We start from the raw sequence: 15,150 nt of genomic DNA, 5'->3' as shown, positions 1-15,150 counted from the left end.
CCGATTCATCGCTGAATGCGAAACTACCAGGGAAATCCAGCCGTCGCAGGCAGCAATAGGCTGAGTTTATTCAACAGTTAACTGGACAGTAGCGAGTATGTATACGCATTGACACCCGCGGCAGGGCTGTGCATAGTAGCCCCGTGCGCTGGACAACGGGAAAGGACTTGCCATGAAACGGAATCGGGAAACGGTGCTGGCGGCGATCCGCGAGCGGGGCGGATCGGCCCCCTTTAGGGATTTGATGCAGGCCTTCGGGGTGACCAAGGGGGAGCGCAAGAGCTTCAAGGACTTTGTGGACAAGCTCGTCTCCGAGGGGCACCTGGTGCGGCTCAAGGGGAACAGCTATGCCCTGGCTGAAGGGGAGAACCTCGTGACCGGGCGTCTCTCATGCCACCCGGACGGTTACGGCTTCGTCATTCCCGAGGGTGGAGGGGACGATGTCTACATTCCTGCCCGGGCCCTTGCCGGGAGCATGCACGGCGACACGGTGGAGGTGCGGATCGAGACCTTCAAGGCCGGGGGGAAGAAGGAGGGGCGCATCGTCCGGACCGTGGCGCGGGGGCAGGCCCGGGTTGTGGGCAGGTTCGAGCAGCTCAAGGGGTTCGGGGTCGTGGTCCCCGACGAAACCCGCATCAGCCAGCAGATTGTCATCTCCCGGGAGGGGATCGGCCGGGCCAGGGGGGGGCAGGTGGTTGTGGCCGAGATCACCGCCTATCCGACGGAGAAGCGCAGGCCCGAGGGGCGCATCGTGGAGGTCCTGGGGTTCCCCGACGACCCTGAGGTGGAGGTCCGGACCATCATTGCCAAGCATGACCTCCCCTTCGAGTTCCCCGCCGACGTGCTGGCCGAGGCCCGGGCCGTGCCCCAGGCCATCGGGGAGAAGGACCTGAAGGGGCGGACCGATCTCCGGGACATCGTGACCGTCACCATCGACGGGGAGACGGCCCGGGACTTCGATGACGCCGTCGCGGTCCGGAAGGAGCGGGGGGGAAACATCCGCCTCTGGGTCTCCATCGCCGACGTCGCCCACTATGTGAAGCCTGAGGCACCCCTCGACCGGGAGGCGTACCTGCGGGGGACCTCGGTCTACTTTCCCGACCGCTGCATCCCCATGCTCCCGGAGGAGCTCTCCAACGGCATCTGCTCCCTGAATCCCCGGGTGGACCGGCTCACCATGACTGCCGAGATGCTCTTCACCCGCAGCGGCACCATGAAGGAGGCGTCCTTCTATCCGAGCGTGATCAAGAGCGACGCCCGGCTCACCTACACCATTGTTAAAAAGATCCTCGCGGACGGCGACACCGAGGCCATTGCAGCCCACAAGGAACTGGTCCCCCACCTGGAAGCCATGCGGGAGCTGGCCCAGCGCCTTACGGATAAGCGGCGCAAGCGCGGAAGCATCGACTTTGACCTGCCGGAGCCCCAGATCATTCTTGACCTCCAGGGTGAGACGATCGACATCATTCAGGCCGAGCGCAACCTGGCCCACCGGCTCATCGAGGAGTTCATGCTGGCCGCCAACGAGGCGGTGGCGTCTCACATCGAGGCGAAGGGAATCCCCTCCCTCTACCGGGTCCACGAGCCCCCCGACCCGGCAAAGCTCATCGACTTTCAGGAATTCATCTTCAATTTCGGTTTCCACTTCCGGATGGAAGGGGACCGGGTGGAGCCGGCGGAGATTCAGCGGATCCTTGTCGAGACCGAAGGGACGCCAGAGGAGCGGATGATCAACCAGGTGCTCCTGCGGTGCATGAAGCAGGCCCGCTATAGCCACGAGAACCTGGGGCACTTCGGTCTGGCGGCCCGCTGCTACACCCACTTCACTTCCCCCATCCGCCGCTACCCCGACCTCGTCGTCCACCGCATCCTCAAGGGGCTTCTGGCGGGAAAGATTACGGAGAAGGAGATCGAGCGGCTGGAGACGACGCTTCCCGAGACGGCCGGGCAGACGAGCCGGAGGGAGCGGGTCGCCATGGAGGCGGAGCGGGAGATCGTGGCCCTCAAGAAGGCCCAGTTCATGCGGGAGAAGATCGGGGAGGACTTCGACGGCTACATCACCGGTGTCACCTCCTTCGGCCTCTTCGTGGAGCTGGTGGAGCTCTTCGTTGAGGGGATGGTCCACGTCTCCACCATGCGTGACGACTACTACCGCTACGTTGAAAAGCAGCATTCCCTGGTGGGGGAGCGGTTGAAGGAAACCTACCGGCTCGGCGACAAGGTACGGGTAACCGTGGCGGCGGTGAATATCGAGAGGAAACAGGTCGAGTTTGTCCTGGCCGGACTCCACGAACGGCGCCCTGGTGCGGCGCCTCCGCCCGGCTCGGAGGAATACCCGCGGGTTCAGGTAACGGGGAAACGCCCCCGGGCCCTCCAGGAGCGAAGGCAGGGCAAGGGGGAAAAGAAGGAAGGCGGCAGGAGGAGCACGAAGGGTGGCGGCGCGGGAGGCGCGAAGGGGGGCGGCACGGGAGGCGCGAAGGGGGGCGGCACGGGCGGGGGACCCCGCAGAAGACGTCGGTGAAAGAAGCAGCAACGGGTCTTGACAGCGGCCATAAAATAGACCACATTATGCCCCGCTCATTTAGAGCCTGAAAATCCACAGTACGCACTTCACCGTGCCGGTCCCCCTGGCGGCTCTCAATGATCACACGACGTTTTCAGGAAGAACTTCACAAGCTCAAGGAAAGGGCACACGATTTCGTCTCCGCCCATCCCGAACTTGCGCCACTCATGGACGGAGCCCAGGCCGATCCCGATATCGAACGGCTCTTGGAGGGGACGGGGTTCCTCTCGGCACAGGTGCGGGAAAGGCTTGATGACGACTATCCCGAGATCATCCATCCCCTGATCGAGAGGATTCACCCTCAATGGCTGCGACCGACCCCCGCGTCGACCATTGTCGCCTTCACGCCGAGCCCTGCCTTGCGCCAATCTCTGGCCATACCGGCCGGAGCATGCATTGCTTCCGTGCCGGTAGAGGGGACGGTCTGTCACTTCAGGACCAGCTCCAACGTTATGGTCCATCCCCTCATCCTGACGGATGCGGTTTTCACCCAGCCCGCGGGATATCGCCCCTCGATTCGGCTTACCCTCGTATTGAACGGTATCCGTCTTTCCGATTGGAAAGTAGAGTCATTGCGGTTTTTCCTCGGAGGGAGCTTCGCCAATGCGGCGAATGTTCATCTTCTGCTTACCCGTCATCTTGAATCCATTTCAATCAAAGCTCTTGATGATGGTCAGCTTTGCTCTATCTCCCCCGAGAAGCTGAAGACTTTCGGTACCGGAGAGAGTGAAGATGGTGTCGCCGGCATCCCTTCCGCGTTCCCAGGCCTGCGAGCCCTCAGCGATTACTTCACCTCCCCCGAACAGTTCCTCTTTGTCGAGCTGGGGGGATTGGAGGGCTGGAAAGAGCGCGGCGACGGCACCAGATTCGAAATCACGTTCGCCCTCAAGAATGAACTGCCAGTCCCCCCTCCTGTCGTTGACAAGTCGGTTTTTGTCCTTTCCGCCGCCCACGCGGTGAACCTCTTCCCCCAGGATTCGGACCCGATCCCTGTCTCGGACGACGCCCATGTCTACGCAATTCAGCCATCCGGCAAGGGGAAAGGGCATAATCAAGTCTGGTCCGTTGTCGGCGCCACGGGGCTCCTCAAGAACGGAATGCGCAAGCGGGCCTACAAATTCCAGCAGGTTCCCGGCTACGGTCGGAGCAACGAGGCCACCTTCCGGACCATTGTCAGAAGTCGTCCCCTGGCGTCAGGCGCCGCCGTCTTTATCGAGTTGAATCGTCCGGAACCGGCTGAGGAAACCGTGAGCGCCCACCTCATCTGCACCAATGGCCGTCTGCCGGAGCGCCTGGGGATGGGGGATGTCTGTGTCCGTACTGCCGACATCCCCGAAAGCATCCAAATCGCTAACATAACTTCCCTTACACCTGCCGCTGATCCGCCTCTGGAGGCGAATCGGCTCTGGAGCCTCTATTCCCTGAGCGCCATGAGCAAGGCGGCCCTTTCCAGCGCCGAAAACCTGCGTAGTATCCTCGAAACGTGCGCGGCGGCAACGCGGCGTGATCGGGAGGGAGTCTCCCGAAATCTGGAACGTATCCGCGGAATCGTGGCAGTCACTGCCCGCGGGCGGGATTTTATGTACCGGGCCAGGCCGTGGCGGGGAATGGAAGTAATTGTCACGCTCGACAGCAGCAACTATGGCAGCCTTGGGGATCTCTACCTGTTCGGTTGCGCTCTTGAGAGGTTTATCGGCGGCTTTGCCACGGGAAATACTCTTGTGCAGCTGATTGTCGAAGACTCAAGCGGCAATTTTCGATATTGCTGGAAGGCACGGCCGGGCGAGCAGCCGTTGGTATGAGACTCGACGCTGCCCAAGGTGACGTGGACATCCGACGAATACTCTGTGAGATAAAAGGAGAGGAAGGCGATTTATGGAAAGAGGTGGCAAATACGGACATCCGAAGGTTCGTGACGTAAAGAGAAGCAACGAATACGGAGGGCGCCATCGCGCGCCGAATCGTCACCCCGACCCGCAAGGATCAAAAGAGTCCCTTATTGATGATCTTTTGGAATTATATGAGATCGGGAAAAGGATGCTTAAATCGCCCGAGGTTGAATTTTTCAGAAAACTGGACACCATCGAGGCGAAAGATCCGACACAACCAACCCCTCCAGAAGGTAAAAAGGCCATTAATTACCTTTTGAAAGGCATGAATGACATAATTAAGAAGCATTCCGGGCTAGATCCTCACATACCGCAGGTGGAAGACAGTGGCATGTTGATGAAAGCAACACAGGGTATCTACAACCACAATCAGGAAACACAAAACGAAATCGACAGGCTGGGAAAATGATCATGACCGATCAACGAATTTTCAGTAAGTTTTTCGCATTATTCCTCCTCCTTTTTATTGCTCTGACGGCATTCACCCCAACTTCTGCGTCGGCACAGGAAACTTATCTAAACAACCAATTTCTCAAAGCAAAGATCAAAGCTTCTCTCAAATTTGGCCCTAATGATTTTGAAACATTGCTCGTTGATTTTATGGTCAATGGCAATTTCGACGCCAAAGCTGTCGATCGGTCGAGCAATCCCCAGGCATTGTATCTCTACCGGGCTAACGACAAGATCGTTAGCTACATACGATCAAATGACAAGAAGCACTTGAAGGAAGCACTTGAGTCAATTGGTAAGGCCCTCCATTATGATACTGACAATGCGCTCCTCTACTTCATGAAATCTTACGTCGAACACTCCCTGGGTCAATCCGCTAAGGCATACGAAACCTTCAAGGAAGGGTGTGGCAATAAGAGCTTTTCCGCCTATCAAGAGTCTATCACCAAGGGACTGGTCACTTTTCTCAAAACGAACGACTCCTTCAATGCCTATAACTGCTTCTTTATCCACGTCTACTGGCCGAAGATCACTCTTGAAAAAGATTTGGTAGTCTATGTTGTGAAAACCGCTCGTGGTTACTACAAGGATCGAACAGTACAGCTGGCAAGTAAGCAACAGCTCTACAACTCGATGTGCAGTTATATGAATCGGAGAGAGCAATCTCTCGACTTGCTCCGTTCTTCCCTGTTCCTTATCGCGGAAAACCTCGTCAGAAAAGCTCCGGCGGAAATCGGTGTAAATCAGTGTCCTGTCAAATATGCTGCCTCAGTTAAGAACGCCGCCAAAGAAGCGATGCAGGCGGCCGAAAACTACCATAAAACCAAAAACCTTAAGTTCTTGAACGAATCAAGTTTCTGGAAAAACTTCAAAGAATTGTCGAGATAGAGGAGTCACCATGAGTCAATTCAATCAACCAGCCGCCGGTGTCGCCTCAGCCGCTCTCACCTTCATGCGCTCCGCCTCGGAGGCTAAGTTCCTCTTTGAAATACAGGGCGCAAACGCCGACGTCGCAGTCCTCAATTTCAAGGCCAGCGAGGAAATATCGGCACTCTTTCAAGTCGATCTGACCCTGGCAAGCGAGACCGAACTCACTTTTGCCGAGGTTAAACTCAAGGAGGCCGTCCTCACCATCAAAGGGCATCAGGAAATCTTGGATCAGCCCGACCGCTATTTTCACGGCGTTATTCGCAAGCTTCGCCACTCGGGAAGTAACGGTGTCCATCATTTCTACAGGGCACAGGTGGTGCCGTACCTGTGGCTCCTCTCCGTGCGGACGAACTGCCGGATCTTCCAGCATACAACCATCGAGGAAATCGTTTCAACCATCCTCAAGGAGCACAGCATCGCCGGCGATCGCTTTGAATTCCGTCTGGAGCGGGAAAAGATCCCCCGCAAGTTCTGCACCCAATTCGAGGAAAATGACCTTCACTTCATCTCCCGACTCCTGGAAGAGGAAGGGATTTTTTACTTTTTTGAGCATAGCGAGGATAAACATGTCCTCGTTTTCTGCGACACCCCGGCCTACTACCAGGAGATCAGGGGGAATTCTGCAGTTACATTCAACACCAACGACGGCCTGGCCGCCGAGAATGAAAGCGTTTTCGCCTTTTATCGCTCGGAGCGGGTCCGTTCCGGAAAGTTCACCCATCGCAACTACAATTTCAAAACCCCGACCCTTGATATATCCACTGAGAACGAAGGGGAAGAGGAAACCGCCCTTGAAGTCTACGAATACCCGGGGCCTTACGGCGAAACCGGCCGCGGAGATCAGCTTGCAAAGGTGCGCCTGCAGGAGATCCACTCCCTGAAAGACAAGGCAAGGGGGCAGAGCTTTTGCCCACGGCTCGTCCCCGGCGCAACATTCACCCTGACCGATCACTCAACAAACCTTCTGAACGACAACTATCTCCTCGTCGAGGTCATCCACACCGGTCGCCAGCCCCAGGTTCTTGGCGAAAACGCCAGCCAGTCACCGACGCACTACGGCAACACCTTCCTCGCCATCCCGGCAACGGCCACCTACCGGCCGGAGCGTATCACCTCCAAGCCGACAATTCCCGGCATCCAGACCGCCCGGGTCACCGGACCTCCGGGCGAGGAGATTTACCCCGACCAGTACGGCCGGGTGAAAGTGCAGTTCCCCTGGGACCGTGAAGGAAAGGGAGATGAAAAGACCTCGTGCTGGCTCCGGGTCGCCCAGTTCTGGAACAGTGGTTTCGAGGGAAGCCAGTTCATCCCCCGGGTAGGTGACGAAGTGCTCGTCGCCTTTGTGAACGGTGACATGGACTACCCCATCATCATCGGCAGCAACGTCAACGAGAACATGCGGCCCAACTACGACCTCCCCGCCAACAAGACCCAGAGCGGCATCCGCACCCGCAGCTACCCCAACGGCAGCCGCGACAACTACCACGAACTCCGCTTCGACGACAAGAAGGGAAGCGAGGAGATCTACCTCCAGAGCGAGAAGGACTGGAACATCCTGGTCAAGAATGACAAGGGGCAGACTGTCGGACGGGACGAGAGCTTGACCGTCGGCAACAATCGTTCAAAAACGGTCGGGGTAAATCAGAGCGAAACCATTGGCGTCGACAAGACCATTCAGGTGGGGGCAAACCACAACGAAACCATCGGCGCCAACATGACCCTGAGTGTAGGCGGCTTCAAAAACGAGAGGGTCGGCATAAATTCGCTTGAAATGATCGGCGGCGCGAAGGAACTTGCTATCGGCGGGCTCTACCAGGTTGCGGTTGGCGGCGTCATGAACGAGACCGTGGCCGGGGCAAAGACGGAAGAGGTCGGACTGGCGAAGGCGGTGTTCGTCGGCAATAACATGATTGAAAACGTAACAGGCGACCGAACCACCAATACCGGCGGCAATTACACGGAAACCACCAGTGCGAAATATTACGCTAAAGCGAATGAGTATGTCATCGAAGCCCCTAAAATTACGCTCAAGGCCGGCTCTTCAACCATTGTCATGGATGGCAGCAGCATAACAATCAAGGCGAGCAAGGTCTTCACAAACTGACCGGAGTTCGGGGCTATCCCAATAATTCGGAGAAGCGATTTGAGAAAAAAGGATTCAGCTGTTTTGTCGGCAAATTACACCTCTCTGTCGGAAGGGCTTCGCATCGGCCGCATCGTTTCCGTGGCGGACAACCGCTTTATTGTCGATTACCCGGAAAATTCCCTTGGTCCTATCGCTGCCCGGATCACCAGCTCAGCGAAGAGTCGGATAACGGGCAACGGCAGCCCCGCCGGCAAGGAAGTGCTGTTGGCATTTGAGAACAACGATCCCGCACAGCCTATCATTGTTGACACCATGTACTCACTGCTCGATGAGATTGCCGAGGCGACAACGGTCGAGCCTGAGGCGGCCGTTCCAAACGAAGCGACCATCGACGGGAAACGGATTACCTTTGATGCGCAAGAAGAAATCGAACTCAAATGCGGGAAAGCCAGCATCGTTCTCACCAGCGCCGGAAAGGTGATCATCAAGGGGGCTTACCTGCTCAGCCAGTCATCGGGCGAGAACAAAATCAGAGGCGCCTCCGTCGGAATCAACTGAATCATAAGGGCTCCCTCAATAGATGAATTCGACAATGACGGGCATACTGCAACAATTTGCCGATGAGGCGGCGTTTCTCTGGTTTCTTCGCGCCAAGGTCGTTCATGCGCCGCACTTTTCCCTGGACGACCTCGACCGGTTCGATGAAAGGCTGGAGGCGCAGGTCGACGGATTGCGCGTGGGTGAAGAGGCGTCGTGGGAGATCTGCCGGTCTCAGCTTGGGGGCGGCGTTGTCGAAGGGGTGTTCGTTCCGGCAGTTTTGGCCTTTGACTGCGGAGACAATGACCGCATCCATGAAGTCATGGAGACGGTGGGGGAGGATCGAGCCAAGGCCGGCGCTGTTATTTCCGCTCTGGGATGGCTGCCGTTTGAACGTGCCGAGCTCCATATAAGCAGATTCCTTGCCGATGAATCCTCGTTTCGCCGTTACATCGGCATAGCTGCCGGCGCCGTCCATCGCCATGCCCCTGGCCGTCATCTGAACAAGGCCGTGAACGATACGTTCCCGCCATTGATTGCCCGAGGGCTTCGTGCGTATGGAGAATTGGGAAGAGGCGGTGAACTGAACGGTTTAAGGCTGCAAGACTACTTGACAGATGACGACGACGAAATCCGCTTTTGTGCTGCTTGGTCCGCGTCTCTTGCCGGAACAGGCAAGGCCGTGGAGGTATTGAAAAGTTTCGTCACTCCCGAATCCCCGTATTCCGAAAAAGCCCTGGATGTTTCAGTTCGGTGCATGCGCTGCGCAGACGCCCTTGCATGGCAGCGGGAGCTGGCACAATCGCTTGCAACCTTCAGGTTTGCAACGATCGGCGCCGGAGCAGCAGGCGATCCTGTTCTTATCCCCTGGCTCATAGAACGGATGAAGACACCAGCGCTCGCAAGGGTTGCAGGTGAAGCGTTCACCATGATAACAGGCGTCGATATTGAACTTGAAGAGTTAAGCGGCACGCGGCCCGAAGGATTCAATGCCGGACCCAATGATGATCCGAAAGACCATAACGTTGCCATGGATGCCGATGACGACCTTCCCTGGCCCGATACTGAGCTGATTTTCGAATGGTGGGACAAGAACAGCGGCCGTTTCCCAAGCGGTACCCGTCACCTTCTTGGAAAGCCCGTATCGGCAGAATCTCTCCGGGTGATTCTCCAGGTCGGCCTTCAGCGCCAGCGGGCAGCAGCCGCCTTAGAACTGGCCCTGCTGAATCCGGGAAAGCCTCTTTTTGAAGTCCGCGCACCGGCTTCGAGGCAGCGCCAAGGGATTTCCGTCCTATGAACGAACTTGTGATCACCGCGGTAAACAGCATAACTGCCGTAGGGCATGACGGCCGATTGACCGCAGCCTCCGTCCGGGGGGGAATCTCGCGCTTTACCGAGTACGACGAGTATCTCGACAGAAACGACAACCCGATAACAGTGGCGCAAATAAGGGGGATCAATGAGGGATGGGATACTCCTCAGCGTATGGCCGGTATCGCCGGTGTTTGTCTTGCAAGCATGCTGGATAAATATTTTCAGCACGACGGGCGAAGACCTTCGCACGTCCACCTCTTTCTGGGCGTAGCCTCCGAAGAGCGGCCGGGTCCGCGCTATGAAGAAAGCTGCCTGTTTCCGCTGTTCGGGATCATCGGTAAATGGGCGGACAAGGCTGATTATCAAGTCGTCCCCCGAGGAAACGCATCGTTGATGTACGCCATTGACCAGGCCGGTAGACTGATCGGGAACACCCCCGGCACAGTGTGCATCATCGGCGGGGTCGATTCATTGTTAAGAACTTCAACCCTGAACTGGTTCGAGAAAGACAATCGCCTCAAATCCGGAAACTATGGCCGCCATCAGGGCCTCATTGCCGGGGAGGCGGTCGGATTTATGATCGTTGAAGGCCGGGCGGGGGCAAAAGAGGCGGGGAGGCGAATCCTTGCACACGTCGCGGGGCTTGGGGTGGCAAGGGAACCTGTGCCGCGGGCATCGGGCTCCCTCGGTCGAAACAGCGGGCTGACCGAGGCATGCCATGCTGCCCTGAACGGGCTGCGGGAAAAGGAAGTCGGCGCGGTGTTCAACGACCTTAACGGTGAAAACTCCCGGGCCAGGGAATGGAGCATGGCCGAAATGCGCTGCTTCGAGAGGCCGGATGAAAACAGGCGGCTTTGGACCCCTGCCAATTGTTACGGCGACATTGGCGCCGCCAGCGGCGTGGTTATGGCGAACATTGCCACGCAAGGGTTTGTCCGCGGCTGGCTGCCTTCTCCTGTCCTCGTGTCCTGTTCCGATGACCACGGGCCATGCGGCGCCCTGGTATTGGAAAAGGGGCAGTAAGCTGCGCAACTTGGAGTGATAACGCAGGAGGAGCATCTAAATGGGAAAATCATCGGTATTCGCTAACGGGCAGGGTATTACCAACAAAGGCAGCGGAGCGGTAGTTGTGAGCGGCCCCGATGTCTGCCTAACCCCCATGGGCTCTTCCGTAGTGCCGATACCCTATACCAATGTCGCCGGATCGGCCAGTCTCGCCGATGGCACAAAAACGGTGAAGATCGACGGTACCATGGGCGCAATCGACGGGTGCTGCTACAAGACAAGCACTGGCGATGAGCCGGGGAGCAAAAAAGGGGTGAGGTCCGGCACCATAAAGGACAAAGCCGAGTTCATCAACTACTCATTCGATGTCAAGATCGAGGGGAAAGGGGCATGCCGCAACTCCGACCCCATGACGCAGAACAATAAAAACGCCATGTAAGCACGAGGTTTCCTCGGCCGCATCGCCACAGTTTTCGGGAGAGCGCAAATCATGGGAGTGAATAACGATTCCAATGCCGGCCAGTCGACCGGCGAGCAGAAAGTTGTGCCCGACAAAAATACCTTTCGCCTTAAGGTGGTGGAACATCTTTCGTGGGAAACCTACGATGAGAAAAGCCGTACTTTCAAGCTTGGTCACGAAGATAACAAACCGATCGGAGGCAGAAAGTTTAAAATCAAGATGCCGGATGGCAGCATCGTGGACAAGGTTACCGATGACAACGGAATACTAGAACTGGTAGATCAGGAAGCCAACGCAAAGTTCGAGGTCATCTTCGAACCGGAAGAAGCCGCCCTTAACAACAAATACAACCTGTTCTACAACCGGACTGCAGTAGTGAAAACCAAACTCCCTGAGGACAACCCGTGACAAATGCCGGCAACAAGCGAATAGAGCAAAACGATCCCAAAGGAAAGGTTCTCCAGCACGTCAAGCCCGACATGATGTGCGGCGAGGTCCACACCATCAGTATCTATAAGCCCACCATTATTGTCGATTCCCACATGCACATACAGAGCGGGCGCTGCGCTCCTCTGCAGTTCGTCAGGGATCAGGGGCCGCAACCCGTGGCCATGCTGCAGACGGCGACCTCCGCTTCCCGGGGGTGGATAGAATGGAGCGGTCTGACCCTTGGCGCTATCTTTACGCTTTTGTTCGAGCCTGTCTGGGCACCGGCGCGCGCGGCATCCCGGTTGTTCAATAATGGTTCCAAAAACCCGGATGAAGGCATCCTGCAAGCCTCGCCCGTAATTGATCTGGTTGCAGAGCAGAAGAAAAATACCATCGATGTTGCCGAAGACTTCATTCTGGAGCGCGAGAAGGTTCTTGCCAGCTATTTCATGAAGGAAGCCCTCTACCAGGATGTCCCCCACCTTGTCTTCACCAGCGTAGTCATGACCATGGACATGGAATACTGCCACATTGACGGCTACTTCGGCCTCAAAGTCTACAACCCTCTTTACGAGAAACGGGAAGACATCGATGCGAACAAGCCCTGTGCTTACTGGACGCCGCAGCACGGCGAGTGGGTGAAGTCCCCGCGTGACAAAAGCGTCTATGTAAAGCGGGACAAACAGGCGGATACCACAGAAAAGCACCTGATGCCGAAGGAATTTGAAAAATACCAGGAAGAGGCACAAATAGAGGGAATAACCGCCGCCTACCTGGACGATAAAGGCAATGCCAGGGAACTGAAAATAGTCGCCGCGCCGGTGCTGATGCAGGACAAGGAAACCGAGCTGTACGAAAACTGGATAAAGCAGATGCAATACACCGAGCGTGCGGTCGTGAAGTATCCTCTGAAGCTTCTCCCCATGTACCACTTCGACCCCCGCCGCTGGCATCTGGAGAAAAACGCCACCGAGGTGCTTGACAAGGTTGGAGACAAGGGGCTCTACCTGGGGTTCAAGATGTACACCGCCCAAGGGTATCGCCCCTGGGATCCGCGGTTGCCGATTCTGAAGGATTTCTACGCCAAATGCTGTCTGCGCGGCATTCCCATCCTGAACCACTGCACCCCGAAAGGGGCTGCCGCCTACGAGCGAGATGAATATTACGCTTTTGAACACCCCCTCGACGGGGAGAATGACCGGAAACAGAAGCAGGACAAAAAATCGGACTACTTCAGCAGGCACTTCGTCTCCCCCCAGGCCTGGAAGAAGCTGCTGGACGGAGGAGCTGAACTGGAGGATGAACAGGGGTGTGTAGCGTTTAATAACCTGTACCTCTGTCTGGCCCACTTCGGCGGACCCACCGACCTGGGCATGGAATGGAACCGGCAAATCATCGAGATGATCGAAAGCGGGGAGTATCCCAACCTCTACACCGACATCTCGTCATCATTTGCCGACAGCGGGTTTCGCAAGGATTTCAAAGCCATTATCCAGAAACACCCCAAAATCAAAGACCGCATCCTGTTCGGCACCGACTGGTACATGACCTTTGTCTACAGCGCTCCCTTCGTGGGCAAGAATCTGTGGGACTACTGCACGGAGACCAAGAAGTTCCTGGATGACTTCGACACAAGCCTCTGGCCCGCCTTCACCCAGTATAACCCCTACCGCTTCTATCGGCTGGATCAGCAGATTGGACGGATTGCGGAGAATATCATTGAGATGCGGGCAAAGGATAAAAAGATTCGAGAAGTGCTTAAGCCTTTTGATGAAGAACAAATTGACGAGATTCGCAAAGAGGCTGCCTGGATCAAAGCTGCCAATCAGGGCCATGTCATTTATAAGGAGACACCATGAACTGCATGAAACGGATCTTCAGGACAATTTCCTGTATTCTTCTGCTTTCTGCTAACGCTTTTGGAGGAAACAGCATGGAATCTACGCATTTGTATGAAAAAGAAGACATCAAAAAAGCCGCATCGTTACCACCTCAAGTATTCAAGATCAGCGGCGGTCTGTTCGGTAGTTACCGCAATGTCTCCTTGTTTCCGGTCCCCTTCGACAATTCCGTGGGGAGCAACGATATGGGCAATGCCGTTACCATCATCTCCTTTCCCAAGGGGAAGATCGATTACGACCGCTACTTCCGCAATGCAGCGGACGACATGAGCGGCAGCGGAGAGTTTGTTTCGCAAACCGCAAAGGATATCTTGGGCTACGGCCAGGTTCGGCGTTTCCTGTTGTTTGACTTCAAAAAGAAACTGCACCGCGAGTACCGCATAGTCTTTCCGATTACACAATACATTCAAAAGATCGCTTTAGCCGATCCAGAACGCAAACGGTTTCTGTTTGAAATCGAATCGCAGAAACGTAATGCCAAAAACCCATTCGATTCAGACAACTTTTTACAATTGATTGATTTGAGTGATGACAAACACAAGGTGATAAAGGAAGTATTTAAGCCCGCTGGTACAATATGGACAACAACCAAAGACAGGGTTTTTTTGTGGGAATTTGACGAAAAAAAACTACATGTCTACAACATGAAGCTGGAACCGGCTGATCATCCGCTGGAGGCTGTGGTAAAGAAGTACAAGGACCAAATAGACTTTTCAAGAATTGCCATCCATCCATATCTGCCTTTTGCCTATCTCTATGGAGGGAAGAAAGGAGCGACCTTTATAAATTGGAACAAAGATAGAAGCGACGCGCCTCGTTGGTTAATTAGAGGCGTGGACTATGTTTCATTCTCACCTGACGGCAAATGGGTTGCCTTCCAAAAGGATTATCCTGAACCTAAGCAGACTTACCTCATGCCCGTCTCCGATAAATACCCCCATTATCTGGGCTCGCCCATCCTGCTGGCAGACACATATTTCAATGAAGGGAAATTTGCCTGGACCTCCAACCCTACGGGTTTTGTCGGATCGAGTTTGGACAAAATCTACCGATGGGATCTGGAAATCCGGGACTTCCCGCAAAAGGGCAAGATGTCGTTCCACGATTACGTCGTGCAGAAGGACCTGGAAAAGCTGGCCAAAGAAAAGCGCCAGGGGCTGGGAAAGTAGTCTGTTATGACGATAAAAATAGACTTCATGAGCGTTGCCCGGCGCATCTTTCGCCACCTGGCCATCGCTGCCTGCTTTGGTGTGGTGCTTGCCGACAGCGTTCATGGAGGAAATAAAATGGATTCAACGTATTTATATGAAGAAAAAGATTACCAAGCAAGAACCGTATCATTGTCCGCACAAACCTTCAAGATCAGCTTACCCTTCTTGTGTTGGTTGAGAGGGATACTTTTGAGTCTAGCCATTATCATAAAGGATATCCTGTGTTAAAATCACTTCACTACTGTCCGGTAAAGTTCGAATGTACTTCTGTAACCAACTGATTCTTATAGCTCTTTGACATAATTGTTCTTTTTTCGATTTGAATTCGTTTCGGGTGCTACCTTTCTGACTTCACAGGAGGGTGGCGATGCAATC

General features: G+C 55.4%; 13 protein-coding genes. All 13 read left to right on the top strand.

Annotated elements, in window-relative coordinates; all coding sequences use genetic code 11:
• Positions 1-172 precede the first annotated feature (172 nt).
• Complete coding sequence (rnr, locus tag RCH91_RS13165) at positions 173-2,521, top strand: ribonuclease R (protein WP_306535423.1); 2,349 nt, start codon at positions 173-175, stop codon at positions 2,519-2,521.
• A gap of 119 nt (positions 2,522-2,640) precedes the next feature.
• Positions 2,641-4,365 (top strand): type VI secretion system baseplate subunit TssF, encoded by a 1,725-nt coding sequence (gene tssF, locus RCH91_RS13160; RefSeq protein ID WP_306535422.1) that lies wholly within the window; start codon positions 2,641-2,643, stop codon positions 4,363-4,365.
• 73 nt (positions 4,366-4,438) lie between these two features.
• Positions 4,439-4,861 carry a hypothetical protein gene (locus tag RCH91_RS13155; protein WP_306535421.1) on the top strand — a complete coding sequence of 141 codons (423 nt, stop codon included), beginning with the start codon at positions 4,439-4,441 and terminating at the stop codon, positions 4,859-4,861.
• Between the two features lie 2 nt (positions 4,862-4,863).
• Complete coding sequence (locus RCH91_RS13150; RefSeq protein ID WP_306535420.1) at positions 4,864-5,790, top strand: hypothetical protein; 927 nt, start codon at positions 4,864-4,866, stop codon at positions 5,788-5,790.
• Positions 5,791-5,800: 10 nt separating this feature from the next.
• Entirely contained in the window at positions 5,801-7,936 is a 2,136-nt protein-coding gene (locus RCH91_RS13145) for a type VI secretion system Vgr family protein (protein WP_306535419.1), read from the top strand.
• A 39-nt stretch (positions 7,937-7,975) separates the two neighbouring features.
• Entirely contained in the window at positions 7,976-8,476 is a 501-nt protein-coding gene (locus RCH91_RS13140; RefSeq protein WP_306535418.1) for a DUF6484 domain-containing protein, read from the top strand.
• 22 nt (positions 8,477-8,498) lie between these two features.
• Positions 8,499-9,752 (top strand): TIGR02270 family protein, encoded by a 1,254-nt coding sequence (locus RCH91_RS13135; protein ID WP_306535417.1) that lies wholly within the window; start codon positions 8,499-8,501, stop codon positions 9,750-9,752.
• Positions 9,749-10,792 carry a 3-oxoacyl-ACP synthase gene (locus RCH91_RS13130; protein WP_306535416.1) on the top strand — a complete coding sequence of 348 codons (1,044 nt, stop codon included), beginning with the start codon at positions 9,749-9,751 and terminating at the stop codon, positions 10,790-10,792. Before RCH91_RS13135 ends, RCH91_RS13130 begins: the two co-directional genes overlap by 4 nt.
• A gap of 40 nt (positions 10,793-10,832) precedes the next feature.
• Positions 10,833-11,213: a DUF4150 domain-containing protein gene (locus RCH91_RS13125; RefSeq protein ID WP_306535415.1), complete on the top strand. Its 381-nt coding sequence runs from the start codon at positions 10,833-10,835 to the stop codon at positions 11,211-11,213.
• A 51-nt stretch (positions 11,214-11,264) separates the two neighbouring features.
• Positions 11,265-11,642: a hypothetical protein gene (locus RCH91_RS13120; RefSeq protein ID WP_306535414.1), complete on the top strand. Its 378-nt coding sequence runs from the start codon at positions 11,265-11,267 to the stop codon at positions 11,640-11,642.
• Positions 11,639-13,522, top strand: a complete 1,884-nt coding sequence (locus RCH91_RS13115; protein ID WP_306535413.1) for an amidohydrolase family protein — start codon at positions 11,639-11,641, stop codon at positions 13,520-13,522. Before RCH91_RS13120 ends, RCH91_RS13115 begins: the two co-directional genes overlap by 4 nt.
• Positions 13,523-13,527: 5 nt before the next feature.
• Positions 13,528-14,733: a hypothetical protein gene (locus tag RCH91_RS13110; RefSeq protein ID WP_306535412.1), complete on the top strand. Its 1,206-nt coding sequence runs from the start codon at positions 13,528-13,530 to the stop codon at positions 14,731-14,733.
• Positions 14,734-14,739: 6 nt separating this feature from the next.
• Positions 14,740-15,003 carry a hypothetical protein gene (locus RCH91_RS13105; RefSeq protein WP_306535411.1) on the top strand — a complete coding sequence of 88 codons (264 nt, stop codon included), beginning with the start codon at positions 14,740-14,742 and terminating at the stop codon, positions 15,001-15,003.
• Positions 15,004-15,150 lie beyond the last annotated feature (147 nt).

Source organism: Geobacter sp., assembly GCF_030834625.1.
GTDB lineage: Bacteria > Desulfobacterota > Desulfuromonadia > Geobacterales > Geobacteraceae > Geobacter.
Note: the sequence above shows the minus strand (reverse complement) of the source record. Positions and strands in the feature narration are given on the sequence as shown.

Excerpts from the sequence above, each read along its gene's own strand:
- tssF (WP_306535422.1), top strand. The coding sequence starts at position 2,641 with ATGATCACACGACGTTTTCAGGAAGAACTTCACAAGCTCAAGGAAAGG.
- RCH91_RS13125 (WP_306535415.1), top strand. The coding sequence starts at position 10,833 with ATGGGAAAATCATCGGTATTCGCTAACGGGCAGGGTATTACCAACAAA.
- RCH91_RS13110 (WP_306535412.1), top strand. The coding sequence starts at position 13,528 with ATGAAACGGATCTTCAGGACAATTTCCTGTATTCTTCTGCTTTCTGCT.
- RCH91_RS13120 (WP_306535414.1), top strand. The coding sequence starts at position 11,265 with ATGGGAGTGAATAACGATTCCAATGCCGGCCAGTCGACCGGCGAGCAG.
- RCH91_RS13105 (WP_306535411.1), top strand. The coding sequence starts at position 14,740 with ATGACGATAAAAATAGACTTCATGAGCGTTGCCCGGCGCATCTTTCGC.
- RCH91_RS13145 (WP_306535419.1), top strand. The coding sequence starts at position 5,801 with ATGAGTCAATTCAATCAACCAGCCGCCGGTGTCGCCTCAGCCGCTCTC.
- RCH91_RS13155 (WP_306535421.1), top strand. The coding sequence starts at position 4,439 with ATGGAAAGAGGTGGCAAATACGGACATCCGAAGGTTCGTGACGTAAAG.
- RCH91_RS13130 (WP_306535416.1), top strand. The coding sequence starts at position 9,749 with ATGAACGAACTTGTGATCACCGCGGTAAACAGCATAACTGCCGTAGGG.
- RCH91_RS13135 (WP_306535417.1), top strand. The coding sequence starts at position 8,499 with ATGAATTCGACAATGACGGGCATACTGCAACAATTTGCCGATGAGGCG.
- rnr (WP_306535423.1), top strand. The coding sequence starts at position 173 with ATGAAACGGAATCGGGAAACGGTGCTGGCGGCGATCCGCGAGCGGGGC.
- RCH91_RS13150 (WP_306535420.1), top strand. The coding sequence starts at position 4,864 with ATGACCGATCAACGAATTTTCAGTAAGTTTTTCGCATTATTCCTCCTC.